General features: G+C 67.7%; 35 protein-coding genes. 31 read left to right on the top strand and 4 right to left on the bottom strand.

The window, feature by feature from the left end; genetic code table 11:
• Positions 1-116: 116 nt before the first annotated feature.
• Complete coding sequence (locus FEK34_RS25605) at positions 117-413, bottom strand: helix-turn-helix domain-containing protein (RefSeq protein WP_138451814.1); 297 nt, start codon at positions 411-413, stop codon at positions 117-119.
• Between the two features lie 95 nt (positions 414-508).
• Here FEK34_RS25605 and FEK34_RS25600 point away from each other — a divergent pair, with 95 nt between their 5' ends.
• The 25 genes from FEK34_RS25600 to FEK34_RS25495 all read left to right on the top strand — a co-directional run bounded on the left by FEK34_RS25600 (position 509) and on the right by FEK34_RS25495 (position 13,541).
• Positions 509-760: a helix-turn-helix domain-containing protein gene (locus FEK34_RS25600; protein WP_138451812.1), complete on the top strand. Its 252-nt coding sequence runs from the start codon at positions 509-511 to the stop codon at positions 758-760.
• A complete protein-coding gene (locus FEK34_RS25595; RefSeq protein ID WP_138451810.1) occupies positions 757-1,047 on the top strand; it encodes a helix-turn-helix domain-containing protein in 291 nt (96 codons plus the stop codon). Before FEK34_RS25600 ends, FEK34_RS25595 begins: the two co-directional genes overlap by 4 nt.
• Positions 1,044-1,208, top strand: coding sequence for a hypothetical protein (locus tag FEK34_RS30225; protein WP_171048395.1), 165 nt, complete (start codon positions 1,044-1,046; stop codon positions 1,206-1,208). The genes FEK34_RS25595 and FEK34_RS30225 overlap by 4 nt, the downstream gene beginning before the upstream one ends.
• Positions 1,209-1,493: 285 nt before the next feature.
• A complete protein-coding gene (locus FEK34_RS25590; RefSeq protein ID WP_138451808.1) occupies positions 1,494-1,946 on the top strand; it encodes a hypothetical protein in 453 nt (150 codons plus the stop codon).
• Positions 1,943-2,302: a hypothetical protein gene (locus tag FEK34_RS25585; RefSeq protein WP_138451806.1), complete on the top strand. Its 360-nt coding sequence runs from the start codon at positions 1,943-1,945 to the stop codon at positions 2,300-2,302. Before FEK34_RS25590 ends, FEK34_RS25585 begins: the two co-directional genes overlap by 4 nt.
• Complete coding sequence (locus tag FEK34_RS30220; protein WP_171048394.1) at positions 2,302-2,778, top strand: hypothetical protein; 477 nt, start codon at positions 2,302-2,304, stop codon at positions 2,776-2,778. Before FEK34_RS25585 ends, FEK34_RS30220 begins: the two co-directional genes overlap by 1 nt.
• Positions 2,775-3,071 (top strand): WhiB family transcriptional regulator, encoded by a 297-nt coding sequence (locus tag FEK34_RS25580; RefSeq protein ID WP_171048393.1) that lies wholly within the window; start codon positions 2,775-2,777, stop codon positions 3,069-3,071. The genes FEK34_RS30220 and FEK34_RS25580 overlap by 4 nt, the downstream gene beginning before the upstream one ends.
• Entirely contained in the window at positions 3,068-3,394 is a 327-nt protein-coding gene (locus tag FEK34_RS25575; protein WP_138451802.1) for a hypothetical protein, read from the top strand. The genes FEK34_RS25580 and FEK34_RS25575 overlap by 4 nt, the downstream gene beginning before the upstream one ends.
• A gap of 193 nt (positions 3,395-3,587) precedes the next feature.
• Positions 3,588-4,136: a WhiB family transcriptional regulator gene (locus FEK34_RS25570; RefSeq protein ID WP_171048392.1), complete on the top strand. Its 549-nt coding sequence runs from the start codon at positions 3,588-3,590 to the stop codon at positions 4,134-4,136.
• A complete protein-coding gene (locus FEK34_RS30215; RefSeq protein ID WP_171048391.1) occupies positions 4,133-4,960 on the top strand; it encodes a PD-(D/E)XK nuclease-like domain-containing protein in 828 nt (275 codons plus the stop codon). Before FEK34_RS25570 ends, FEK34_RS30215 begins: the two co-directional genes overlap by 4 nt.
• Complete coding sequence (locus FEK34_RS25560; RefSeq protein WP_138451798.1) at positions 4,957-6,132, top strand: hypothetical protein; 1,176 nt, start codon at positions 4,957-4,959, stop codon at positions 6,130-6,132. The genes FEK34_RS30215 and FEK34_RS25560 overlap by 4 nt, the downstream gene beginning before the upstream one ends.
• 8 nt (positions 6,133-6,140) lie before the next feature.
• Complete coding sequence (locus FEK34_RS25555) at positions 6,141-6,449, top strand: hypothetical protein (RefSeq protein ID WP_138451796.1); 309 nt, start codon at positions 6,141-6,143, stop codon at positions 6,447-6,449.
• 2 nt (positions 6,450-6,451) lie between these two features.
• Entirely contained in the window at positions 6,452-6,652 is a 201-nt protein-coding gene (locus FEK34_RS25550; RefSeq protein WP_138451794.1) for a DUF6011 domain-containing protein, read from the top strand.
• Positions 6,649-7,044: a hypothetical protein gene (locus FEK34_RS25545; RefSeq protein WP_249359602.1), complete on the top strand. Its 396-nt coding sequence runs from the start codon at positions 6,649-6,651 to the stop codon at positions 7,042-7,044. Before FEK34_RS25550 ends, FEK34_RS25545 begins: the two co-directional genes overlap by 4 nt.
• Complete coding sequence (locus FEK34_RS31425; RefSeq protein ID WP_138451792.1) at positions 7,041-7,478, top strand: endonuclease domain-containing protein; 438 nt, start codon at positions 7,041-7,043, stop codon at positions 7,476-7,478. Before FEK34_RS25545 ends, FEK34_RS31425 begins: the two co-directional genes overlap by 4 nt.
• 206 nt (positions 7,479-7,684) lie before the next feature.
• Positions 7,685-7,915 (top strand): hypothetical protein, encoded by a 231-nt coding sequence (locus tag FEK34_RS25535; RefSeq protein ID WP_138451790.1) that lies wholly within the window; start codon positions 7,685-7,687, stop codon positions 7,913-7,915.
• A 219-nt stretch (positions 7,916-8,134) separates the two neighbouring features.
• The gene (locus FEK34_RS30210) at positions 8,135-8,311 is read left to right on the top strand and encodes a hypothetical protein (protein WP_171048390.1); all 177 of its coding nucleotides are present in this window, start codon (positions 8,135-8,137) and stop codon (positions 8,309-8,311) included.
• Positions 8,308-9,072, top strand: coding sequence for a PE-PPE domain-containing protein (locus FEK34_RS25530; protein ID WP_138451788.1), 765 nt, complete (start codon positions 8,308-8,310; stop codon positions 9,070-9,072). The genes FEK34_RS30210 and FEK34_RS25530 overlap by 4 nt, the downstream gene beginning before the upstream one ends.
• On the top strand, positions 9,060-9,494 hold the full coding sequence (locus FEK34_RS25525; protein WP_138451786.1) for a hypothetical protein: 435 nt from the start codon (positions 9,060-9,062) through the stop codon (positions 9,492-9,494). Before FEK34_RS25530 ends, FEK34_RS25525 begins: the two co-directional genes overlap by 13 nt.
• Positions 9,491-9,889 carry a hypothetical protein gene (locus FEK34_RS25520; RefSeq protein WP_138451784.1) on the top strand — a complete coding sequence of 133 codons (399 nt, stop codon included), beginning with the start codon at positions 9,491-9,493 and terminating at the stop codon, positions 9,887-9,889. Before FEK34_RS25525 ends, FEK34_RS25520 begins: the two co-directional genes overlap by 4 nt.
• Positions 9,882-10,418 (top strand): hypothetical protein, encoded by a 537-nt coding sequence (locus FEK34_RS25515; protein ID WP_138451782.1) that lies wholly within the window; start codon positions 9,882-9,884, stop codon positions 10,416-10,418. Before FEK34_RS25520 ends, FEK34_RS25515 begins: the two co-directional genes overlap by 8 nt.
• Positions 10,411-12,126 (top strand): hypothetical protein, encoded by a 1,716-nt coding sequence (locus FEK34_RS25510; protein WP_138451780.1) that lies wholly within the window; start codon positions 10,411-10,413, stop codon positions 12,124-12,126. The genes FEK34_RS25515 and FEK34_RS25510 overlap by 8 nt, the downstream gene beginning before the upstream one ends.
• Positions 12,119-12,523, top strand: a complete 405-nt coding sequence (locus tag FEK34_RS25505) for a hypothetical protein (protein WP_249359600.1) — start codon at positions 12,119-12,121, stop codon at positions 12,521-12,523. The genes FEK34_RS25510 and FEK34_RS25505 overlap by 8 nt, the downstream gene beginning before the upstream one ends.
• Positions 12,513-13,076 carry a hypothetical protein gene (locus FEK34_RS25500; protein WP_138451778.1) on the top strand — a complete coding sequence of 188 codons (564 nt, stop codon included), beginning with the start codon at positions 12,513-12,515 and terminating at the stop codon, positions 13,074-13,076. The genes FEK34_RS25505 and FEK34_RS25500 overlap by 11 nt, the downstream gene beginning before the upstream one ends.
• Positions 13,077-13,232: 156 nt before the next feature.
• On the top strand, positions 13,233-13,541 hold the full coding sequence (locus FEK34_RS25495; protein WP_138451776.1) for a hypothetical protein: 309 nt from the start codon (positions 13,233-13,235) through the stop codon (positions 13,539-13,541).
• 75 nt (positions 13,542-13,616) lie between these two features.
• On the opposite strand, the gene FEK34_RS25490 is transcribed toward FEK34_RS25495, so the two are convergent.
• The 3 genes from FEK34_RS25490 to FEK34_RS25480 are packed head-to-tail and all read right to left on the bottom strand — an operon-like array spanning position 13,617 to position 15,297.
• Positions 13,617-14,465 carry a helix-turn-helix domain-containing protein gene (locus FEK34_RS25490; protein WP_171048389.1) on the bottom strand — a complete coding sequence of 283 codons (849 nt, stop codon included), beginning with the start codon at positions 14,463-14,465 and terminating at the stop codon, positions 13,617-13,619.
• Positions 14,462-15,010, bottom strand: coding sequence for a DUF6879 family protein (locus FEK34_RS25485; protein WP_138451772.1), 549 nt, complete (start codon positions 15,008-15,010; stop codon positions 14,462-14,464). Before FEK34_RS25485 ends, FEK34_RS25490 begins: the two co-directional genes overlap by 4 nt.
• A complete protein-coding gene (locus FEK34_RS25480; RefSeq protein ID WP_138451770.1) occupies positions 14,998-15,297 on the bottom strand; it encodes a hypothetical protein in 300 nt (99 codons plus the stop codon). The genes FEK34_RS25485 and FEK34_RS25480 overlap by 13 nt, the downstream gene beginning before the upstream one ends.
• 252 nt (positions 15,298-15,549) lie before the next feature.
• On the opposite strand from FEK34_RS25480, the gene FEK34_RS25475 reads away from it, so the two are divergent.
• The 6 genes from FEK34_RS25475 to FEK34_RS25455 all read left to right on the top strand — a co-directional run bounded on the left by FEK34_RS25475 (position 15,550) and on the right by FEK34_RS25455 (position 24,305).
• Positions 15,550-15,870, top strand: a complete 321-nt coding sequence (locus tag FEK34_RS25475) for a hypothetical protein (RefSeq protein ID WP_138451768.1) — start codon at positions 15,550-15,552, stop codon at positions 15,868-15,870.
• 166 nt (positions 15,871-16,036) lie between these two features.
• Positions 16,037-16,336 (top strand): hypothetical protein, encoded by a 300-nt coding sequence (locus FEK34_RS25470; protein WP_138451766.1) that lies wholly within the window; start codon positions 16,037-16,039, stop codon positions 16,334-16,336.
• 77 nt (positions 16,337-16,413) lie between these two features.
• Entirely contained in the window at positions 16,414-22,524 is a 6,111-nt protein-coding gene (locus FEK34_RS25465; RefSeq protein WP_138451764.1) for a hypothetical protein, read from the top strand.
• 7 nt (positions 22,525-22,531) lie between these two features.
• Positions 22,532-23,767: a sugar transferase gene (locus FEK34_RS25460; RefSeq protein WP_138451762.1), complete on the top strand. Its 1,236-nt coding sequence runs from the start codon at positions 22,532-22,534 to the stop codon at positions 23,765-23,767.
• Complete coding sequence (locus FEK34_RS30205) at positions 23,764-23,916, top strand: hypothetical protein (RefSeq protein WP_171048388.1); 153 nt, start codon at positions 23,764-23,766, stop codon at positions 23,914-23,916. Before FEK34_RS25460 ends, FEK34_RS30205 begins: the two co-directional genes overlap by 4 nt.
• Before the next feature lie 2 nt (positions 23,917-23,918).
• Positions 23,919-24,305, top strand: coding sequence for a phage tail fiber protein (locus tag FEK34_RS25455; protein ID WP_138451760.1), 387 nt, complete (start codon positions 23,919-23,921; stop codon positions 24,303-24,305).
• Positions 24,306-24,310: the final 5 nt, after the last annotated feature.

The raw sequence follows: 24,310 nt of genomic DNA, 5'->3' as shown, positions 1-24,310 counted from the left end.
TAGCGGGTCGGTTGCGTGAGAGTGGAGGGGTGGCGGCAATGTTCGGTGAAGATTCCAGTGCAGACGATGGTGCTGCATGGAGAAGAGTTTCGATCGCGTCGTTGATCGAAGCTGCTCTATGTCTCGACGTCGAGCCGAGCGAGCTGCTCAAGATACTTCCGCTTCGCGGTGTCGACCATCTCTCCCGCGTCGAACCCGAGCCCCAATGCGAACGCGATCAGCTGCTCCGCGTCAATCGAACGCGACCCATTCAGTAGGCGATTTACGGTCGCCCGATGCATTCCAACGCGCGCCGCGACCTCGTCCTGCGTTAGGTCGGCGCGTGCAACTTCTGCCCGGAGCTCCGCGGCTACCGTGGCCCGTAATAGGGCGCGCCGGCGGTCCGCGAGTTCGGGGTTCTCGTCGGTAGACATACCGGCATCGTATCAAGCTGATTGGTTACATGTAGACGCCAATCGGGCGTTCGCCATGCTTGCGTTGTAACCAATCGGCTACTACCGTTAGCCGTATGGTTACAGCGAATCCCGTCAACAAGCTCGTCGGGGGGCGCATTCGCGATGCGCTCAAGGAAGCTGGAATTCCTCAACGAACTGCCTGCGAGCAGACCGGCATAGCCCAGGTGACGCTCACCCGGAAACTCGGGGGTCGCGCACCGTTCACGGTTGAAGAGCTTGTGTCGCTCAGCGAGTGCGTCGACACCGACCCGAGCGTCTTTCTCGCCGGGCTCAAGAAGGATCCCGAATCTGCGGGGCAGTCATGACTGCTCATCCCAAGAGTGGGAAGACCCCGACAGCAGGCGCCGATTTCCTGCGCCAGATCAGCTACAGCGTCCGGCAGGCCTCCGAGGCGACCGGCATCGCCGAGTCGACTATCCGCCAGCTCGTGCGCGAAGGGCACCTCGCCGCCAGGTACCTGGGCAGCAAGATCCTCGTCGACGCCGTCGATCTGGATCGCTACTACCGCTCGCTGCCGAGCGAGCGACAGGTCGAGCGCGAGGTCGCGGCGAATCGCGGTGGCCGCATCACTCAGGTACGGGACCACGCATGAGCGCGGGCTCGGCTTGCGCGGGAGCGCTGGTCGTCATCGTCGCTGACTGGTCGCTGTACGCCGACGGCGTCATCGACGTCAACTTCTTCCTCGCCGTGCTCATCATCGCGCTCGCCGTGCTCGCGGTATACGCGATCCCCGCTTTCAGGGATTGGGGGTGAATCACGTGTACCTGATCGAGGCCTGGCTGCGTTCGCTGCTGCGGACTGCGCCTGCTCCCGCAACGACTTTCGAGACGCCGGTCATGACCTGGGCGTTCTAGACCCCCTCGTCGCAGGTGAACGGGGTTGTCCCTGCGTCGAGGTGCGACGCGGTCCCGGAGATCAATACCAGCCCACTGCAGATGGACCGGGCTCTGGGACCGCGTCTTCCAAACCACCCCGCACATAAATCCGGCCGCCGGTGCGAACGGCGGCCGAACAGAACGAGACAAGAGGAGATCTTACGTGATCGGACTGAACGAGTTGCGGGCGATGGCCAGCAACTACGAGAACAGCGACCCAGAGTTCGCTGACCTCCTGACCGTGCTGGCGGATCGCCGGGAGCGCGCGTTCGACGAGTTGGTGCTCGCGCCGCTGCTGCACGCCATCCACCCCGACCTGCCCGACGGCCGGGCCTGGGAGCAGCTGCCGCAGGACCTGCGCGACCGCATCACGATCGCCGCCGCTGGCGTCCGTCAGCGGCTCGAAGAACTCGGGTGGAAACGCCCGGACATTCCCGGCCGCACATGGCAGCACCCCACCGAGGTGCCGGAGGGCGTGGTGTTCTACGACGCGAGCTGCGGCGGCACATGGCGGCGAATCGGCGACGACGTCGTCGACGCATCCGGCGAGCACGGGCACACCTACCGGGCAAACACTTTCGAGGTCTGCACATACCGGGAGGTGTTGCCGGCATGAGCGACACCCTCGCCCGCACGATCTGGGCCTGCCTGTGCTGCGACCCCGACGACCCGGCCGCGGACACGGTGTGGCCGCAGCTGCCTGCCGAGGTCCGGGCCCGCTACGAATCCACCGCCGAGCTGCTGCGCCAGCAGCTCGAGCGGCCCACGCTGCCGAGGTGGACGCCGCGGCACTTCGGCTCCGCGGTGGAGGTGCCCGACGGATGCCGGTTCCGCCCGGTCGGTGAGGACTGCGAATTCATCCGCGTCCAGGCCCACGCTCGGGCGGTCGTGCCCGCGAACAGCGCAGTCCGCTACAGCATCGACACCCTCGACGGCCGGTACGCCCGCGGCTACGTGGAGGTGACCATCTGATGCTCGGCATTCTCAGCCTCCTCTGGCAGCTCATCGCCGGGGGCTTCCTGCTCGCCGTCGTCGCGGGCCTGATCGCCAACAAAGTCCGCGACTACCTCGATCACCGATCCACCAGGGAGTACGACATGCACGACCCCGAAGACACCCTCGTCCTGCCCGCCGCCTCCGACGTCGTGGTTCTCCGCGAAGAAGTGGCCGGGCATGTCACCGTGCAGTACCACCGGCCACATCCCAGCGGGTACGGCGGATCGGTCGAGATCGCGGTGGGGGAGCACACGCGGATCGTCGTCGAATCGGTTGAGGCACTGCAGTTCCTGCACGAGCGGCTCGCCGCGTTGCGGGACCGGTGGAGCGTCGACCTCGGCGACGACCCGACCCCGTCCGGCCGCCATGCCCGCGCGGCGGGCAACGGCTACCCGGACCCCCACGAGCTGCACATCGCGTCGCTGATGCCGGGAGCTGGGGCGACCGCGTGACCACGGGTTCGGTACCCCGCCCACGGCCGGGCTGGAGAGAAGACGCCGCGTGCCGGGGACATCGCTCGCCTGAGTGGTGGCACCCGGAACGACCGGGCGACCCAGCCATCGACGCCAAGACGGTGTGCAGCACCTGCGCGGTGCGCGTCGACTGCGGGCTCACCGCCGCGCTCAGCAACGAACGCGTCGGCGTATGGGCGGGGTTTCGAACCGACTCGACGAAAGAGCGGCGCCAGCTGCGCAAGTGGCTGGGCCTGCCACCCACCAACACCGGGAACGAGACCAAACCATGATCATCGACGAGCACGGCAACTGCCTGCACGACGACGTCGCCACGATCGTCACCCATTCCAGCGACGCCACCAGCTACAACCAGATCTGTAACGACTGCGGCCTCCACGTCGGCGGGTTCCTCTCCGATGACGCAGCCCGCCAGCCCGCCGACTATGTGTGCCCGATCTGTGGGGGCGTCGGCTGTGAGCACTGCGGATCCGGAGAGGTCGACCCCTCCGAACTCACAGCCGACACCGAATTCGACGACGACAACGACGACGCCGGCGACGAGTGGGACCGGGCCCGCGACCGCGCAATCGATATGGCGGTGGGGGTGTGGTGAAAATCGGAGCGTGCGAGTGCTCGAACTGCACCGCTGCTGACCGCGCTGACGACAACATCGAACGCGCCCGCGCAGCGCAGGTTACCGCCATCTGCATCAACTGCGGCAAAGCGTTCGACACGACCGCCGGGAACGTCCTGATGCATCGCGGCATGGCGCGCTGCTGCTCACCGCGACGGAAGCGGGCCGCCAAGTGAGCGAATACAACTCCGCTGTCGGCTGGCAGCAGCTCGGTGCGTGCGCCGGTCACCCCGACCCCGAGGCGTGGTTCCCGATCTCGCAGAACGACACCGCCGAGACAGCCAGGGATACCTGTGGGTCGTGCCCGGTGCGGCTGGCCTGCGCCCAGTCTGCGGTCGCTGCCCGCGACACCAACGGCATCTGGGCGGGCTTCCGGTTGGACCAGGCCGACGAGCGCCAGGCGCTGCGCATGTGGCTGATCGAGCAGACCGGCACACCAGCGCAAACGTGTATCGAGTGCGGCGCGAAGTTCGTCCACACCGGGAAGATGCGGCACCGCAAATGCAAAGCCTGCTGGCTGGGCAACGTGTCGCCGGAACAATGCCGCGACCACCTGGCGTCCCTCCTCGCACACCTGACCCTTGTCGAGGTCGCGGAGCTGACCGGGGTCGAGCGGCACACGCTGGGCCGCATCGCCGACGGCCGACAGGAATCGGTCAAGCAGTCAACGGTCGACGCGATCATGTCGATCGAGCTGGTCGGATCGGCGGCGCCGGCATGAGCGCACCGACCCAGCCAGGCTTGTACCGCGGCGTGCCAGAGGACATCTATCACGGTGACCGGAACTCGATCTCCTCGACGCAAGCGCGTCGACTGCTGAAAGTCACCCCGCACCGGTGGCGGTACGAGCGTGATCATCCGAAACCGTCCTCGGAGGAGATGGATTTCGGCACGGCCGTTCATACCATCCTGTTCGGCACCGGCGCCAAGCCGGTGGACAGCGGCTACCAGCTGTGGAACACGAATGCCGCGAAGGAGCGACTGGCGGAAATTCGCGCCGACGGCGGGATCCCGATGCGGCCCCGCGAGTTCGAGGCAGCGCACACCGCCGCCGAGAACCTGCGATCGCATCCAGAAGCAGCTCAGCTACTCGCCTCGGGCGAACCCGAGCTCTCTGCGTGGGCGCGTGACCCCGACACCGGGATCATGCTGCGGGCCCGCGCCGACTGGGTGCACTGGGTCGGCGATGCGACCGCGGTGATCGGTGACGGCAAAACGTCGCACGAGCCCGGCCCGGACGAATTCATGTGGAGCGTCGACAAGTTCGGATATCACCGGCAGCAAGCGTTCTACCAGAAGGTATTCGAGCTGCTCGGGGTACGGACGGCGTTTCTGTTCCTCGTCGTCTGCACCGACCCGCCGTATGAGACCTACGTCGTCGAACTGCCCCCCACCGCTGTCGAGCTCGGCGACCGCGACAACGAGCGCGCACTCGCCATCTACGCGAAGTGCCTGGCCACCGACACCTGGCCCACGCATGACGCCGGTGTCTTCAGGAAGGACCTGCCCGCCCGGGCATACAAACGAGAGGAATACGCAGCATGAGCACAGAACTCGATGTCATCTCCGAGCGGGCCGCACACGTTGCCGCCGCGCCGGCGGGATCGGCCGCCGCAGCTATCGAGATGCTCCGCGCACATGCCCAGATGATGAACATGGCGTACGGCCTGGCGGAGAAGATGGTGAAGACCTCGATGGTGCCTTCGCACTTTCGCCTCAAGCCCGAGGACGCTACCGCGGCGATCCTGTATGGCGCCGAGCTCGGCCTGAACCCTATCCAGAGCCTCCAACATGTCTTCTCGGTGCATGGGAAGCCCGCGCTTGAGGCGCGCACGATGGTCGCGCTGTTGAAGGCCAAGGGCTACCGAATCAAGACCATCGAGAACACCGACACCCGGGCGACGCTGCACGGGTGGGAGCCAGGCGCGCCCGCCGAGGAGAACCCGGAGACCGTTACCTGGACGATTGACGACGCATATCGCGCCGAGTTCGTTCCGGTCCGCGACGAGAAGACCGGCGCCTGGAAGACCAACAGCAACGGCAAGCTCGCCGGAAACATGAAGTACCTGACGCAGCCGCGTCAAATGCTGTGGGCGAAGGCTGCTGCCGAGCTGTGCCGCCACCTCGCGCCCGACGTGCTACTCGGCATCGCCTACAGCCGCGAGGATCTCGAATCGGAGCCCGCTCCGGATCCTGTGCACGTCAAGTCTGAGCGCGTCTCCGTCGCCGACGTCATCGGCGAACAGCAGTCCGCCCCCGCCGCCGGCGGCGTACCAGTACAGGACTGGCAACCACCAGCGGAGGCGGCGGCGGAACCCGATAGCCAACATCACGACCACGTGCACTTCGTCGAACCGGAAGCCAGCGCACCGTCCGAACCCGACGATGTACAAACGGCGCCCTCAAATGAGGGCGCAGAACCGGACACAGCGCAGGCAGACGAAGCGGTCGACCCGAAACCGGAGCCAGCAGAACCGATGTCGTCTGCGGCGCAGCAGCGCCGGATATCGAAGCTGCTCGGGCAGCTCGGCGCACAGGACGACAACGACCGTGGCATCTACCTGTCGCGGTTCTTCGAACGGGACATCAGCCATGCCAAGCAGCTCACTGCCGCCGAAGCGAACGAGGTCATCGCGGAACTGACCAAACCGCCGGCGCCCGACAGCGTGGCCGAGGCCACCGACGTCGAGCCGCAGCGGCCGGTCGACGGGCAGTGAGCTGCCTCGTGGCCGAGAACAACAGGACCGGCGCGGCCGGTGAGGGCGAGGTTGTTGTCGGGCCGTGGCCCGGCAGCAGCAGCACGCCCCCACCGCCGCGCTGGTGGTCGCGCCGCCGCGGGGGTGAGATCCCGCGGCGGGTGCCGGTCGACCGGTGGGGCGGCAAGGTGCTGATGGATTGCCGTGAATGCCGCAGGCCTTGGGCGCCGGACGTGACGATCCCGCGCGACCGGCTGTGTGCGTCCTGCCGCGCCGATCGGGAGGACGCCGCGCCCGGCCTCTTCGCCGCGCCCGATCTCGGTCCTGGGGGTGCGTAGCGATGGCCGAGATTGATGCGGGGGAGCGGCTGCCGGACGGGACGCCGACACGGCTTGCCGTGCAGTGCAAGCGGTGCGGCGGCTGGCTGGTGTCCGCGGCCTCGGTGGCCCGACGTATGGGGCCTGCCTGCGCGCGCAGCGATCGCGCTGAAGCCGTCAGCCGCGCAGACGAGATCCCTTTGTTCGACCTGGAAACACGATGACCGGTCCGCACCCCGAAGGGGGCGGGCATTCGCAGAAGGTTGAGGTGATCATGGGCCTACCGTGGGTCCGACTCGACACCCAGTTCGCCAGCAATCCGAAGGTTTTGGAGCTGGTGGCCGACAAGAAGTTCCGCGCCGCATTCGCGTGGGTGTGCGCCCTCGGCTACGCCGGGGCGCACGGAACGGACGGGTTTCTGCCCGTGACGTGCCTGCCGTTCCTGCACGCGACCAAGGGCGACGCCGCCGATCTGGTCCGGGTGGGGCTGTGGGGCGAGGTGCCTGGCGGGTGGGAGATCAACGGCTGGATGGAGTTTCAGGCGTCGTCGGAAGAAGCGGCGGCGCGTCGGAAGCGTGCGCAGGACGCGGCACGGAAGCGGTGGGACAAGCAATGATCTGCCACGCCTGCGGTGCCGACAAATCTGCCAGCGAGTACGCACCCTCGGCCGCGTTGTGGCCGGAGCGTCCGCGCCGTTGCAAGTCGTGCGAGCGCACGCGATCGCAGCTCAGACGGCACGGGATCACTGCGGACGACCGAGAGATCGTCGCGAACCATCAGGGCGGATGCCGGATCTGCGGCCACTCCGACCCGGGCCACAAGGGATGGGTCATCGACCACGACCACAGCTGTTGTGGGCCGGACCGATCGTGCCCGATGTGTCGGCGCGGCGTCCTGTGCTTCTACTGCAACGCCATGCTGGGCAACGCGTTCGATCGGCCCGAGATACTCGCCGCCGCAATCGAGTACCTGAATGCCCCGCGTACATGCGACTGGCATATGCCGTTGGCATGTACGCCGGGCATATGCGGAAACGGGAATCCGGCATGAAGCACGTACGGACGTTACGGACTAACGCAGATGTACTCACCTTGGGAGCGGATCTTGCGTTAGTCGTCGCGGGCGTCGCGGGCGGGCGATGCGCGGCGGGGGTGGGCGCTGCGCGGCGGGAAACGCGCCGATTTCGCGCCGATATCCGCCCCGAAATTGAGTTATCCACAGGCCAAACCGGCCACCACCCACAGCAGGAGCACCTCGTGAGCAGCGTCCGCGTTGACCTCCACCTCGTCGTCGTCCGCCGCAAAGACCGCTACGGATTCGCCATCGTCGACCGCGATGGCGTCGAGGTCGCGACGCTCGGCGAAGGCGCGACGCTGGTCGAGATCTTCGACTGGATTACCGGATACCTCACCGCGAACGCCGAGGACTTAGGCGCAGAGCTCGCCGGACAGCTGTACGCCGCTTACCGGGCGGTGATGACCGGATGACCCTCGACCGCACCGGCGAACCGCGCGACAACGACGTTCCCGATCGGTGGCACGACCCTCGGTGCCGCAACGGCTGGCTCGGATACGACGACGAACTCCGGCCAATTCCCTGCCTCTACTGCCGAGACCACCTCCGCGCCGGAACGGTCCGCACAAACGATTGCTCCACCGGATATCCATCCGCGCGAGCACAAGCCGCAATTGAGAAAGCAGAACGAAATGAACGATGACACCCGACCCCAAATGATTCAGCAAGAACCGTCCGCCACCGCACGCCAGTTCGCGCGTGGAGTCCGTGATATGTACAACGCGCTCACCCAGGAAGGTTTCACCGAGCCGCAGGTGCTGCACATCATCGGCGTCATGCTCGCCAACGCCGGCGGTGACAACAAATGATCGACGTGCTCATGCTCCCCGGCACCGGCCACCCGAAAGGCGGCGACGGCGTCACCGAAGCGTTCATGAACGCCCTCGACCCTGCCCGGTTCCGGCCCCGCATCGTCCCGTATCCGGCCACTTACGGAGGCCTCGACATGCCGTACGGGCAGTCGGTCGCCATCGGCCGGCAGGCCCTCATCACCGCCATCGGCAATAGCCACAACGACGTCGTCATCGGCGGCTATTCGCAGGGTGCCGGCATCGCGCACGAGGTGACAATTCTCGCCAGCGAAGGCCTCGTCGATGGGCCGCGCGTCATCGCATCCGCATTGATCGCGGACCCGTTCCGGCCGGCCGGAGCAGGGATCCCGGGATACTCGGTGGCCAGCGGCTACGGCATCGACGCGCTGCACCCCAGCCTCGGCAACAAGATGCAGGTGTCGCGGATCCCGACACTGTGGGCTGCCGCTGAGGGAGACCCGATCACCGCGCTGCCCGCTGGGAATCCGCTGCGCAGTGTCGCGGACCTGACCGAGTGGTGGTCGATCTCCGACCCGGTCGCTGTCGCCCGCTGGGGTGAGGATCTGATCGAGAAGTGCCGGACCGGCGCGCTGCAACGCTGGTGGTCGATCGAGAACTGGCGCAGCTGGTCGGGCGCCATGGCCTACGCCCGCGGCTACTTGTGGGACGGACGGCATACCCACGACTACATCCGGCATGGGCACGTCCAGCAGCTCGCCGACGCCATCAACAGCGAGGCTCTGCTGTGGAAGATCTGATCACCGACGGCCGCGAGAAACTCGCCGCCGCGCAACTCATCCCGCTGCTGAGCCGCGACCTCAGCATCGTTGTCCGCTACCAGCTCGAGAGCGCCGCCGGCGCCGAGAACGCGGCGCTGATCGTGTGGCTCCTCAACCACGCCGGCGAGCTGCTCGACGAACTCGACAAGGCCCGCAGGGAACTCGCGGCCGTCGCCGCGTGGATCGACGCCCTCCCGCAGTGGTACCGAGCACGGGAGGTCGTCACCGCCAAGGGCCCAGCCGCGTACATGGACGGCCACATCGGCGCCGTGCTCGCCCTCGCACAGTCCCTCGGCTGGACCGTCCCCGAACCCGCGCCCGAGCACCAGGATCGCCTGGCCATCGTGCCCGACTTCCCGCACTTCACACCCACCCCACGCGACCAGGAGAACAAATCATGACCACCACCAACGATATTGCTGTCGGCCAGGTCCGCCGCGACGACCGCGGCCGGTACATCCAAGCCGACACCATCGAGCACGGCGAGTACGGCGCCCAGGTCTACGTCACCGTCGTGGCCCGCGAAGTCGGTGGACGCATCACCACGCCCGGCACCAAGTCATCCATGACCGCCGAACGATTCGCCAAGATCCCACTCGTCGACGCCGCGCCCACACCCACCGGACCAGACATCAACGAGGTCGTGATCGACCGCAACCGCCAGGCCATCATCATCGACGGGACCGAGCACCTGTACCACGTCGGCAGCAGCGGACCCCGAATCGCCCAAGGCCCCGCCGACGGCTCAGCGCTTGTCACCGTCCAGTTCTACGTCCGGACGGTCCGCGGTGCCTGACCACACCATCGAACACACACCCCTGCGTCAAGCCCTCGTCGACGCGATCGCCCTCGCCGAAATCCACGGCCTCGAACATCGAATTACACCCGACGACTTCGGCATACAACGCAGCGACGCGGGAATCACCAACGCCACATTCGTCGACGCCGACTTCGCGATCACCGTCCTCGTCGACCGCCACGGCCGCACAACGATCGGGCTCGCCGCACTCGAATGGATCCACTTCCCCGACCCAGACCACGACCCCAGCGACGACAACTGCGACACCTGTGGCGAGGCCTCGCTGCCACCGACGCGGACCGTGTACCTGCCCGGCGACGACCCTCGCGTCGCGTATCGGGATGACCGTGGCGATATCCGCCGGCGCCGCGACGACCTGTACATCGCCGGCGCCGCCGACACCCGCGAGCAGCTCGAGCAGCGCCGCGCCCGATACGACGGCAACGAATCCCACCACGCCGACGCCATGCGCGAGCTGTACACCGCCGCAATCGAACTGATCACGAAAGAATCCGCCAATGCCTGACCGGACCCCCGCCACGCTGACCGACGACGAGCTGCGGGAGATCGCCGACACCGCCGACGCCGAGATGCTGCCCGACGAGACCGTGCAGGCGATGGCGGCCGAGCTGCTGGGCGCCCGCGCCTACGTAGACGAGGTGGTGCGTGAGCGCGACGGTGCGCGCGAGGTCGCCGAGCATCGCCTCGAGGTGATCCGCGAGGTGGTCGCAGATCTGAACGCCGCCCGCGCACAGTTCGGCCTGCTATACGACGCCCTCGCCGAGCACGGGGCAGCCTTCACCACCGAGCACGGGCGCGTGGTCGGTGTCGAGATGCCCACACTCGACGCCCTCCGCGCCCGCGTCACCGAGCTGGAGGCCGAGCGGGCTGAGGCCCGGCGTATCCACGACGAGTCCCCCGGTGAGTGCTACCACTGCCCGCGCTGCCAGGACGCCGACGAATCCCAACGGGAGGCCGACCGCGCCCGCATCGCCGAGCTGGAGGCCGCCTGCACCATCACCTCCGAGACCAGCGACGGTTACCACACCTTCGCTGAGTTGTACCACTACCGGATGCTCTACAACGCCGCCCTGTTCAACGAATGGGCAGCGGCGAACCGGTACGGCGTGCACAAGAGCATCCGCCACGCGGACGGCGAACTGTGCTTTGGCGGCGGCTGGTTCGTCGTCTACGCGCAGCTGCCGACCGGGCAGATCAGCAACCACTACGAGATGACCGACTGGGACCGCTTCCGAGTCCCCGAGCGCGAGCGCGCCGCCGAGTGGGACGGGCACACACCTGAGCAGGTAGCCGAACGGCTCGCCGCTTTCCTGAACCTCGGCCCTGGGGGACCGCGGTTCTCGCAGCGGCACCTTGCGCAGGTGACCCGCGAACGCGACGAGGCCCGCGCCCGTATCGCCGAGTTGGAGCAGCACGCCGCGCTCGCCGCTGCGTGCCGTCCGCCCGAGATCCACGACCGCCCCACCGACACCGACCTCGCCGCGCTGGTGTGGGCACTCGACGGCACCAGCGATCCGGCGTACGTGCTGGGCGCCGAGCTGATCGAAAAGCGCGCCCGCGTCGCCGAGCTGCGGGCTGAGTTGGTTGGGACACGCACCCGCATCACCGACCTGGAGGAGCGCGGCGCGAAGCAGCGCGCCCGCATCACCCAGCTGGAGATGTGGAAGGCAAACGCGGAAACCACTCTCACCGAGGACCAGCGGTATATCGCGGAGGCCAACAGCGGCGAGCTGGTGCGGCGGCTGGGTAGCGAACGCGACGCCGCCCGCAATCGCATCACCGAGCTGGAGGCCCAGGCCGCCATCCTGGCCGACTCCGAGGTGGAGCGTGCACGCCTGTCGCTCTACGCCCGTAACGCCCGCCGCGCCATCAGGACCTTGTGGGAGTCGCGACGGCACTGGCAGGACCGCGTTGCCGGGCTGGAGGCCGAGCGGGATGGCCTGCACCAGGCGGTCGATCACCGGCGCGAGGTCATCCGCGAGGTCATTCGTGAGATGGCCGCCGAGATAGCCACCGCCCGCGACCGTATCGCCGAGCTGGAGGCGGAGCAACCGGCGCCGGTCGCTTACAGCGTCATCCATCGCCTACCCGATGGTGAAGTGGCATTCACGAATCGGTACTACCTCGACCGCGCGCGTGCTGATCAGCGCGCGGCTGACGACGGCGCAGCGTACAGCGTGGTGGAGCTGCGGGAGGTGAGCGACCGTGGCTGAGCCAAACATCAACCAAACTCAACCAAAATTTGGCGACACCACGATCCGCGACCAGCTCGCCGGGCACCTGCACACCGTCGAGATCACCGGCACCACGGAAGCCCCGCAGATCAAGTTCACCTGCCACGGCGACCGGGATGCTCCGTGCCACCAATACCCGGCCTGCGACTGCGAGTTCTGGAACCACGACCACGAGGAGGAATACGGGCACCCGGATGTCGCGCACGACGAGTGCTGGATGCAGCCCTGGTTCGACGCCGACAACGCCGACCCGAACAGCGAGACGCTGAACGACTGCGGCTACGTGCCGGGCATGTCGGGGCCGGTCAGAGCATGGTTCCAGGAGGAGTACGTGGCCTGGGAGTTCATCACCGAGGAGGCCACCGATGGCGAGTGACCGTGTGAATTCGTGCCTGTACCCGCGCCGCGATCCCACCACCGCATGCGGCTACGCCCACACCGAGCGATGCGACGACACCACTGAGGAGATCACCATGACCACACCCGAACCCGCCGACCCGATCCCCGCCGACGACGCCCCGCACGCCTACGTGGCCGTCAAGCGCACGTTCTCGCCGAACGCCGACCGGCCGGAATGGGCGTACCCCGCCTACTCGGTCCCTGAGTGGAATCGCGAGCAGCTGGATTGGTTCCGTCGCAAGGGATTCGCCCTGATCCCGATCGGCCCGGACGGGGACACCGGCACCCGCGCCATCACCATGCCGCGTCGCGTCGAGACGGCCGAGGAGCTGGACGCGCTGCCATACGGCTCAGTGGTGATGCCGCGGCACTGCGACCCGTTCAAGCGCAAGACACTGCCGGAGGGGCTGAGGTGGACCGGCGAGAGCTTCCCGGACGGATTGACCTCCGCGCAGCTGATCAGCCACTACACCGGCATCGGGTGCCCGATCACCGTCGTGCACGTCCCCACCGAGGAGGCGGGCCGGTGAGCTATTCCAAAAGGGAGCTGCTGGGCATGCTCCTGGGCGCATGGGCTTGGGATGTGCGGTGGCTGCGCCGGTTGGTGTTCCGGTACGACGGTCGATGCCCTGACGGCCGATCCAGATACGTGAACCGGATCAGCCGACACGTGGAGGTGGCCACCGATGGTGAGTGACCGCGACACCCTGGCGGACAAGCTGTCCGAGTGCACCTACGAGGGCATGTCGCCGCGCGAGACGGCCGACGCGCTGCTCGCCGAGGGCTGGCGTCCACCCGTCCGTGTGATCGAGACCGACGACGAGCTGGTTGCCGCATCGCACGGCATCGTCGTTCGGGCGAAAGACGGCACGATCGCAGCCCGATTCGACCAGGTGCACGGAGTGGTGTTCGGCGACGACCGGCCGTTCCCGTGGTCCGTATTGCGGGCGCCGGCGGTCGTGCTGTGGGAGCCCGAACAGGAGGCACGGCGATGAGCGTGCGCGCTGTGTGTGGGTGGTGGGTCGGCCCCATCAGCCCATCAGATGCGTTATGAGAGGGTTTCACCGGGGTCAGCTGGACGCCGATTCGTGCAGGCCAGCCACCGCAGCAATCACCTCGGCCGCAGCGCTCCCGTGTACCGCGAGCGCGTGCATCGCTCCGAAGGCGTGGTCGTAGACGGCGATCTCGGATGGCCGGGTGATCGTCAGCTCGGCGCTGATTGTCTCGACCATGACGCTTTCGCGGTCGAACATGATGAATCCGTGCGACCCGATCACCGCTGGCGCGCCCAGCGGCACCACGGCGAGGTCGATGCGCGGGTTGTTTGCGTGGCCGAGCAGTGCTCGCAGCTGCTCGGCCATGATCGCCGAGGAACCCATGGTCTGGTGCAGCGCGGCCTCGGCGACGATGAACGCGAACCGCCGGCGCCCGGACCGCAGCACCTGCTGTCGTTTCATCCGGACGGCGACAGCCTCGTCGATATCGTCCCGGCCGCCGGGCACGAGGGTGCGGCATTCGGTGAGGACCGCCCGCGCGTAGTCCGCGGTCTGCAAAAGGCCTGGAATCACCCAGCACTCATACCAGCGCACATGCTGGGCGCGGCCCTCGATCTCCAGGGACTGGCGTTGCCGGTGCGCGCGGCCGGAAGCGACGACGCGGCGCCACTCCAGATACATGCTCTGGAGGTTGCGCAGTGTGGCGACGAGGTCGTCGTAGACCAGCATGGAATCGGTTGCGCGGCACCAGGCGAGCAGGTCGTCTTCGCTGGGTTGCTGCTTGCCCAGCTCGATCCGCGAGACCTTCGACGGATGCCATCCGCATGCTTCGGCCATGTGTTTGCCGGACAGGCGGGCGTCCCTGCGGAGTTCACGTAGACGTGCTCCCAGGGCCGCGCGCGCCTGCCCGACACTGCTACTCACTGGCTGGCGAATTCCGATCGCAGGTAGTCGTCGCGGTCGATGCCCTGCTTCCACAGCTGCCAGTACGCCACCATGCAGCACTCGACCAGCTTGGAATCCTCGGTCACGGCCAGGCCGACACCGTTGCCGTTCTCGTCGATCGTGTTGAAGGCGGCGACATCACCGTCGAACAGCCAGAAATCATCACTGGGGAGGAAGCCTTCGACCTGATGGCGCGGCAGATACCGGATCTGCTCGCCCGCAGCGATGTTCGGCGCGCAGGCGTCGAGCAGCCAACGCGTGTACTCGGTGTGCGGCACGGTCACGACCCGGATCCGCTTCACCTCGACACCACGCGCCACGGTTTCGGCGACGAGCTTGCACCACTCGCGTCCGCCGTCGGTCTCGACGATCTCACCGGTCGCCCGCCACCGCTCCAGCGGTTCGTATTCGTCGGGCATCCGGTAGGTGTCTTGGACCTCGACGTGCACGGCGTACAGCTGCGCGTTCCGGAAGAACTGGCCGTAGATGCCTTCGCCGGCGAGTTCGCCGGTTATCGCCCGCATCGCGGCACCTCCACGGCGGTCTCGTCGGGGTCGAGGATCAGGCGCGCGCGTACCTCGTCGGTCACCGGCGTACCCGCGACGAGCACCAGCTCGGGGGTATCGGTGGTTTCCACGGTGAACGTGCTTCCAGGCTCGGCCCATTCGAGCAGCTGGGAGTGCGGGATGAGCACGGCGTGCCCGTCCTGGGTGCTGAGTCCCTGAACGATCAGGGTGTCGGTGTCAGTGGCGTACAACGCTGGGCAGCCGCCGTCCTTCGATCCTGAGCCGAGCAGGCGTAATACGGTCATGAGGGCGTCCTTTACAGAAGGTAGATGCGTGCTCTGCAATTCTCCTAGTTCAGCACTGGTATTGCAGGAGATTGCCGCGCAATCTCCTGCAATTCTCTAGCCGCAGTGCGGGTCTGGTTCATAGCGTTCGAGCTACCCCGGCGTCAGGTGGTCGCCCACCGTGGCGCGCTCGCGGCTCGGAGGGCGGGCCGCGAGTGGCGTGAGCCCTGGCGCCGGGGCTATTCCAAACCACTCATACCGAGCGAGGTCCCCATGCTGGACATCCTTGCCCTGATCGTGCTGGCTGCCGCGACGGGGGTCGTGGCCGTGATCCTGTACCCATTCGGCGAACTGGCCCCGGAATCAAAACCGAAGCCTTCACGGCCGAAGCTCCGCCCGTCAGCGATGTGGGACACCGGGGTCTGGGTTCCAGGCTGGCCACACGAAGCTCCCGAAGAGCCACCTACTGTCGAGCAAGCCCGGTCGATCATGCAGAGCCACAAGGGATGCAGCCGCGCCGAATGCGGCCGGAAGCGCGCCGCATGGGACACGCTCGTCGCCGCCGGCCTCGTCGTCCCAAGGGGTGCGCGATGATGCTGATCACGCGCAACGATCCTCGATACGAGCACTGCCATGAGGAGCCGCGCGTGGCATCCGAAGCGCACGCGCGGGGGATCGTCGGCATCCACACCCGCATCGGCTGCACCATCGACAACTGCCTCCGGCTGCGCACCGCCCGCCTATACCTGGCCGCCTGTCGATGACCAGCCCGGACAGCGACATCACCGCCTGGGTCGAATGGCACACCACGGGCATGTGGGCGCCGCTGTACGCCGACGGCTTCACCGGGGACCCCATGACCCACGCGGAGATGCTCGACGCAATCGCCGAACAACGCGCGCTCGAAGCCGACGCCGAGCCAGCCGGTTTGGGTCGCCCGGTCATCGATGTCGATCCGCTGTACGTGAACGACAGAGAGGAGGTGAACATGTACATCCTGGAACCGGGCCCTGAGGGGGCCTGCTCGGACGAGCCGCAGGTCGAACGCGACCGCCCGTAACGATCTCGATAGGCCACCACCAGGGCGAACCTGGTGGTGGCCGTTTCGTGCACCCCCTGCTCGTACGGTCCGGCCACATGACGAGCCCGTCCGGATCAGTGCGCATCGAGGTCGAGGCCGACGCGTCCGACTTCGAGCGATCCCTGCAACGGGCGGTCGCCGGCGCGATGCGCGACGTGCAACGCGACCTCGCCCGCGACGCGCTCAATGTCGCCGTCGACCTCAACGACTTCCAGGCCGAAGTCCGGCGCGGCATCGACGAGGCGCAGCGCTACGCCAACACCCACCGCATCCAGCTCGGCATCGACATCGACAGCGCCGGCGCAGCGACCCAGATGCGTGCCACGCACCAGCTGCTCGAGTCCATCGCCACCCCGATCCGGCAGCAAGTAGACGTCGAAGTCAACCGGCCGAACCAACAGCAGGCCCCCGGCGGCGGCAACCAACAGTTCACCTGGAGCGTGGATCTCGACATCGCCGCGGCGATGTCACAGTTTCAGGCGTTCCAGCAGCAACTCAACGCTGGCTCGACCCCGATCACGATCCCGGTCGATGTCGACGGCGCCGGCGCGCTCGCCCAGATGACGCTGCTGCGCCAGGAGCTCGAGTCGCTCACACAGCCGCCGATCACCCAGCAGATCAACCTCGACCGCCCGACGACCGGCGCAATCCAGATCACCGCTGAGCCCGACTTCACCGGGTTCGCGCAGCAAGTCAACGCCCAGCTACTCGCGATCCAGCAGGCCAACGACTGGCGGGTCACCATCCCCGTCGACATCGGCAGCGCTGCAGCGCTCGCACAGATGGCGCAGCTGCGTCAGCAGCTCGAGGCGCAGGCCCGCACGATCACCCAACGCGTCGAGATCGACGTCGACCGCGGCGGCCTCGACCGCGCCGGCACGTCGGCCCGCGAGCTGGGATCGTCGCTCGCAGGCCTTGGCGGCCTCAGTGGCGAGGTCACCAGGATCGCCGCGGCCATGGCAGCCGTTGGCGGCGCAGCTGGCGCCGCCGCGGGCGCAGTCGGCGGTCTCGTGATCGCGGGCGCCGCGCTGGGCCCGGCGTTCGCCGCCGGCATCGGCACCGTCGTTGTCGCCATGCAGGGCGTCAAGGACGCCTTCGACGCCGCATCCGACGCTGCAGAGAACGCACCGCAAGAAGCCGAGGCCCAAGCCAAGGCAGTCGCATCAGCCACCAACCAAGTCGCCGCGGCGGAGCGCTCCCTGCGGCAAGCCAAGAAGGACGTCACCGACGCCGAGGAAGACCTCACCCGCGCCCGCAAAGACGCCACCGAGCAGCTCGAGGACTACCACCGGTCCGCCCGCGAAGGCGTACTCGACGAGCGCCAGGCCCTCCGCGACCTCCGCAAGGCCCAGCAGGATCTCGCGAAGGTCAATCCATTCGACGGCGAGGCCCGCGAAGAAGCCGTCGACCGAGTCCTCCGTGCCCAGCTGCGCCTGGAAACCGTGCAGGACCGCAACGCCGACAACGCTGAGAAGCTCGCCGACGCCGAAGCCAAGGGGATCGAGGGCAGCGACCAAGTCGTCGCCGCCAAGGACCGGCAAGCCACCGCCAACGAGAACCTCGCCGACGCACAGCGCCAACTCGCACAAGCCCAGACCGCGCTCGCCGAAGCGCAGACCGCAGCGCTGCCGTCGGCGGAGAAACTCGACCAGGCACTAGCCAAGTTGGCCCCGAACGCCCGAGATTTCGTCCTCGCCTCCCGCGACCTAGCCGACGAGTGGACCGAGGTCCGCAAAGCCGTCCAGGACAACTTCTTCGAAGGCCTCGACCAAACACTGCGCGACCTCGCCGACGCCGTGCTCCCCACCCTGCAGGCAGGTATGAGCGCAGTCGCCACCGAGCTGAACCTCGGCGCTCGCGGCTTCGCCGACTTCCTGTCCTCCGCCGAAGGCGTGCGGGGGCTCGACGCCGTGTTCACCTCCACCGAAGGCTTGCTGCGCGGCATGCGGGAAGGCAGCGAAGGGTTCCTGTCGTCGCTGTCGGAAATGGCTGTCGCCGCACAACCATTCGCCGAATCGATCGGTCGCGCGTTCGGGTCCATTGGCACAGCCCTCGGTGACGCATTCTCCGAGATGGCCAGCAGCGGGCTGCTGGGCCGCGTCCTTGAAGGCCTCGCTTCCGCTCTCGAAGGCCTCGGGCCTCTGCTCGGCGACCTCTTCACAACCTTTGCCGAACTCGGCGCCCGGGTCCTACCCGCCCTGCAGCCCCTGTTCGTGGCCCTCGGCGACGCCCTTGTCGCGATGGCGCCGGCCCTCGGGGATTTGGGCCGGATCTTCGCTGATTCCCTGACTGCGCTGATGCCGTCGCTGTCGTCGCTGATCTCCGCTCTGGCGACCGGGCTGCAACCGGTGTTGCCGGTGATCGCCAACCTGCTCGGCGCTGTGGCTGCGGCGATCCAGCCGATGATCGGGCCGTTGTCGCAGGTAGCGGTCGTGGTCGGTACCGCCATCGCCGACGCAGTGAACGCCCTTGCACCCGCCCTTGGGCCGCTGGCGCAGAGCTTCGCTGACATGGTGACCGCGGTCGCTCCGCTGGTGCCGCTGCTGGCCGACTCCCTGTCGGTGATCCTGCAGGCCCTGGCGCCAGCGCTTTCCCAGATCGCGATCGCCCTGGCCCCGGTCATCGCTCAGTTCGCCGAGCAGATGAAGCCGGTGATCGAGCAACTCGCTCCGATCCTGGCCCAGACCGCGATGATCATCGGCGTCGCCCTGGCCGACGCGATCACCCAAATCGCCCCAGTCCTACCGCAAATCGTGCTCGCCTTCACCAACATGCTGCTCGCGGTCGCGCCACTGCTACCGGAGTTCGCGAAGCTGGCCGCTGAGATCCTGCCGCCGCTGGTGCGGATCTGGGTGGAGATGACCCCGGTCACGATCAAACTGATCGAAGCCCTGACCTGGCTGGTTACGCAGGTCCTGCCGATCGTGATCTCCCACTGGGAAACCATGGGTTCGACCCTGTCCACGGTCCTGACGATCGTCGGCGACGCCATCGTCTTCTGGAAAGCGGTCTTCCAGCAGGCGTTTATCGAGATCAAGGGCTTCTGGGACGACTTCATGGTCAAGGTGGACGGCGTAAAGGCCTGGTTCACCGACACCCTGCTCCCCGCGATCGGCAACGGGATCGACATGCTCAAGGGCTGGTTCGAAACCGGAGTCCGCGGCATCTCCACCGCCTGGAACGGGCTGATGGACGCGGCGAAGGTGCCGGTCAAATTCGTCGTCGAAACCGTCTGGAACAACGGCCTCCTCAAAGCGTGGAACGCTGCCGCGAAGTTCCTGCCCGGTGTCGATCCGATGGAACCGATCACCCTGCCGTTCAACCGCGGCGGTGTCCTGCCCGGCTACACACCCGGCAAGGACGTCCACAAGTTCATCTCCACCGACGGCCGAATGGGATTGGCGCTGTCGGGTGGGGAAGGCATCGCCCGCCCCGAAGTCGTTCGCGCCATGGGCACCGGCCGCTGGGACGCGATGAACGCCGCCGCACGAAGCGGCGGCGTCGCCGGCGTCCGCAAATTCCTGGGATTCTCCACCGGCGGCGTAATCCCCACCCGCATGTGGGAACTGATCAGCGAACGCTGGCCCGACATGGTGTGGACCAGCGGCTACCGCGACACCCAGGACTACCACGGCGCCAACATGGCCGGCGACTTCGCCACACCGCAGGTGCCTTCGCGCACCATGCAGGAAGTCGCGAAGTGGATCTATGAAACCTACGGACCCGAAACGCTCGAGCTGATCCACTGGCCCCTCAACGGCTGGGAGAACATCGACAACGGTGCCCCATTCAACTTCGGGCAGCCCACCAACGACCAGCACCGCAACCACGTGCACTGGGCGATGGACCACCCGCCCGGCGACCCGGGCGACAAGAAGGACAGCGGCGGGTTCCTCGGGGCGATCCGCCGCGCCGGTGAAAACCTCCTCGGCGGCGTCAAGGACAAGGTCGCTGACGTCTTCGACGGCATCGTGTCCGGGATCGCCAACGCCATACCCGAATTCGGTGGCCTGTTCGGGCAACTGCCGCGCACCATCTTCGAGAGCTTCCGCACGAAGATGCGCGAATTCATCACCGGCAAGGGCGGCGAGGAAGACAGCAAACGCGAAACGGTACCCGTCGGCGGCGACGTCGAGCTGTTCCGGCCGCTGGTGCGTGACCTGCTCAAGCACTACCAGCTGCCGCTCACCCTGACCAACAACACGCTGCGCCGCATGCAGCAGGAGTCGTCCGGCCGCGTCGACGCAGTCAACCTCGACGACATCAACGCCCAAAACGGCACACCCTCAGTGGGGTTGATGCAGGTCATCGGCCCCACCTACGCATCCCACAAAGACCCCGCCTTCGACAAAGGCCCCTACCTGTACGGGGTGTCGATCGACCCGGCCGCGAACATCTCCGCGTCGATGCGATACGCGCTGGCCCGCTACGGCGACCTCGCCTCCGCCTACGACCGCGCCGGCGGTTACCAGGTCGGCGGCCTCATCCCCGGTGTCGGTACCGGCGACATCGTGCCCGCGCTGCTGGAGCCGCGCGAGTTCGTGATGAACCGCCGCGCCACCGCACGCTTCGGCCCGCTGCTGCGCGCCATGAACGCCGCGGTGCCGCGGTTCCAGACCGGCGGCGACGTCGGCGGCCTGATCGGCGGCATGATCACCGTGCCGGTCGCGGTCACCAACTGGGAAGCCGCCCGCGGCATCCTCGGCAGCGCCGCACAGCCGACGCCCGAAGCCTCGGTGCTGGTACCCGCCTCGCCCTCCACGCTGGTCGCGCCGACCACGCCCGTGTCGCCGGGTTCGGAGATCGCGCCCGCCGCTACCGGTGCCGCGGGCAATGTCGTTGATGCGATTGGTCAGGGCGTGGCCACCGCGGTCGCTGATTCGTTGCGCGCCCTGGTCGATTCGATCACCGACCGGGAAGCCGCCGAGCGCCGCGTCGCCGAACAAGCGCTCATGGCCGACGACCAGGCAGCCATGGACGAGCAGGGCCGCATCCTCACCGACACCCGCGACATCCTCGCCCGTACTGAATCCAGCCAGCAGCTGGTGCTGCAGGAACAGTTCGAGCAGCTCCGCGCGCAGGTCGCCGAAGTCGCCGGCCGACTGTCCGGTGGTGTGCTGATCCCGATCGTGGAGACCGCGATGGACCAGGCCCTCGGCGTGGTCAAGGATCTCCTCGGCGCCGGGTTCGCCGATGTCACCGACGGCACCGACCGCACCACGGCCGCGGTGAAAGACCTCGACCTGGACGCGAGCTCGGGCGCTGGCGCGGCGACCCCGCCGCCGTTCGGCGCGCCGGGATCGGCGTTCGATGCGGCGTCGGCGATCAGCGACGCCGTCGTGGCCGTGGCGAACACCGCGCGGCAGGCTTTCGAGCGGGTTGCCCAGGACATCGCCAACGCCGCGCTGGCGCAACGCCCGTCGCGGGTGGACAACAGCCGCGGCGTGCTCGGTCGCGATATCTCCGGCGGCCCGCTCGTCGACATGATCGTGCGCCTGACCGCGGTCGAGATCGAGATCCGCGACAACCTGGAGAACACCCTCAAGGAGATCCAAGAGTTCCGCGGCGACCTCGTGTCCTCCTTCGACGAGTCCGGGCGGCTGGTGTCCGACACCGCGACGCTGATGCAGCGCAACGAGAGCTCGCGGGATCTGGTGATCGCCGAGCAGAACCGCATCAACCGCGAGCTCATCAAATCCGTCTTGCGGTATCTGATTTCGTCGGTGCTGCTGCCGATCATCACCGCCATCCTCGGCGCGATGATCCAGCTCGCCGCCACCGCGATCGGTGCCGCGATCGGCTCGATCATCCCCGGTATCGGCACCGCCATCGGCGCCGCAGTCGGCGCGGTCGTCGGCGCGGCCCTGGCCGGCACCGCGGCGATCTTCACCTCGATGCTCGCCGTCGGCGCCGGCGCCGCGCTCGATGCCTTCGACTCCGGTGGTGTCGCCTACGGCAAGGGCCTGATGGTCAAGGACACCAACCTGCCGGAACGGGTGCTTTCCCCTCGCGAGACCAGTAGCTACGACCGGCTCGGCAGGATCGCGGACTTCATCGAGAACAACCACAGCAAGACAACCCAAGTCCACGCACCGATCACCGTGCGCGGCGACGAACGGGCGGGCGAGCGCGTCCACAACTACCTGACGACCCTGATGCCCAAGTAGGAGAGCGATGTTCCGAGGATGGTTGCAACTCGGCGACCGGGAGATCGCCAACAGCTCCCGCGTCGTCACACTCGCCGGCGCGCGCGGCACACCCACCAGCGACGCCGCCCTCACCGGGGCGGCCTGCGTGCCGTGCCGGAACCTGCAGGTCCGCTACGACGACAGCTGGCCCGGCCTCCGCGACTACCTCGGCGACCCACCGTACGAGGACATCACCACCGCCCCCTGGTACAACGGCACCGACGCGAGCCGCGAGTTCTATGGCGTGTGGGTGATGTCCATCGACGGCGGCGACGCCATACCCATCTCCGTTGATGTCACCGACTCCCTCTGCTCCGGCGGCGTCGCCGGCCGCCACCGAGACACCTACAGCACGCTGACGATCTCGGCGCTGATCTGGGCGTGCACCAACCGCGGCGCCCGCTACGGACTGCGATGGCTCAACTGCCAACTCCGCACAGCCCGCACCCCAACCGTGCTGCGCTACCTCGACGCGCACCCAGAATCCGGCACGGCCGACGACCTCGAGCGCGCCCGCCGCCAGGTGATCCTGTCCGCGCCCGCAACCATCACCGAAGTGATGGGCCGCCCCGTCGCCGACCATCAGCAGGCGTCCCTGTTCCGTGTCGACTGGGAACTCACCGCGCTCGACCCCTACGCGTGGACCGCGCCCACAGTCCGGCCGGTCGCGTGGGACAGCCAGGTCGTCGAACAGATCGAATGGGCCCACGCACCCGACTGCGCATCCGGCACCTGCGAGCTGCCCGAGCTGCTGTCGACCACATGCCCGCCCGCGATCATCGACACCCGCCCCGCCCCGATCCCGGTGTGCGGCGGCTGCCTACCGGTCTGCGAGATCGAGACCCGCACATGGCAACTCGACCTCACCGGCAGCAGCTGCGACCTCACCGCCGTCTCCACCACCGTCACCGCCGGCGCCGCTGACGTGACCGTCCAGTTCTGGTGGCGGCCCTGCGGATCCGTCAGCGACTGCGACATCACCGGCCGCCTCCAGATCACCGGCCTGCCCGCCGGCGAGGCCGTGATCGCGGACTCGGTCGACGGCCGCGGCTACGCAGTGATCGCCGGGGCACGCGGACGTCAGCGCGGGATCATCGGCACCCCGTCCGGTGCACCCTGGCGCGGCACGCTACTGGAGCCGGGCTGCTGGGAACTGGTCGCCCAGTCCGCGCCCGGCCTCGACTACACCGTCGCGATCGAGACCACCGGGAGGAACGCATGAACGTCGAGCACGGCCTGGACGTTGTCGCGGAAGCGACCGTCACCTACGGCGCATTCCGGTTGCAGGTGGCCGAGTGGGCGGGCAAGGACCCGGCCGTCGTCACGGTCGAGGACATCCGGGCCTATGAGGCCGTGCAGGAAGGGAAGTAGCAATGGCCGTCGGTATCAGCGTCGCCAACGTCTCACACCCCACCCTCAACTGGCTGCGGGGCGTCAGCCCGCCGCCGGTTCCTGGGTTGTACGTCAAGCTGCACACCGGTGATCCCGGCGCGGCCGGGGCCGGTGCGCCGTCAGCGGTAACCGCCCGCATGCAGGCCACGATGGCGGCGGCGTCCGGCGGTCAGATTGCGCTGCTCAGCATGTCCGGTCCGTGGACGATGACCGCGACGGAAACCATCTCCCACATCTCGGTATGGGACGCGGCCAGCGGCGGCAACTTCCTGTTCTCCGGCGTGCTCACCACCCCGCGCCCTGTGGCGAATGGCGACACCCTGACGCTCATCACGCTCGTGGTTGCCCACGCGCCGCTGGCGGCGTGAGCATG

It is taken from the genome of Nocardia cyriacigeorgica (genome assembly GCF_005863245.1).
GTDB lineage: Bacteria > Actinomycetota > Actinomycetes > Mycobacteriales > Mycobacteriaceae > Nocardia > Nocardia cyriacigeorgica_C.
Note: the sequence above shows the minus strand (reverse complement) of the source record. Positions and strands in the feature narration are given on the sequence as shown.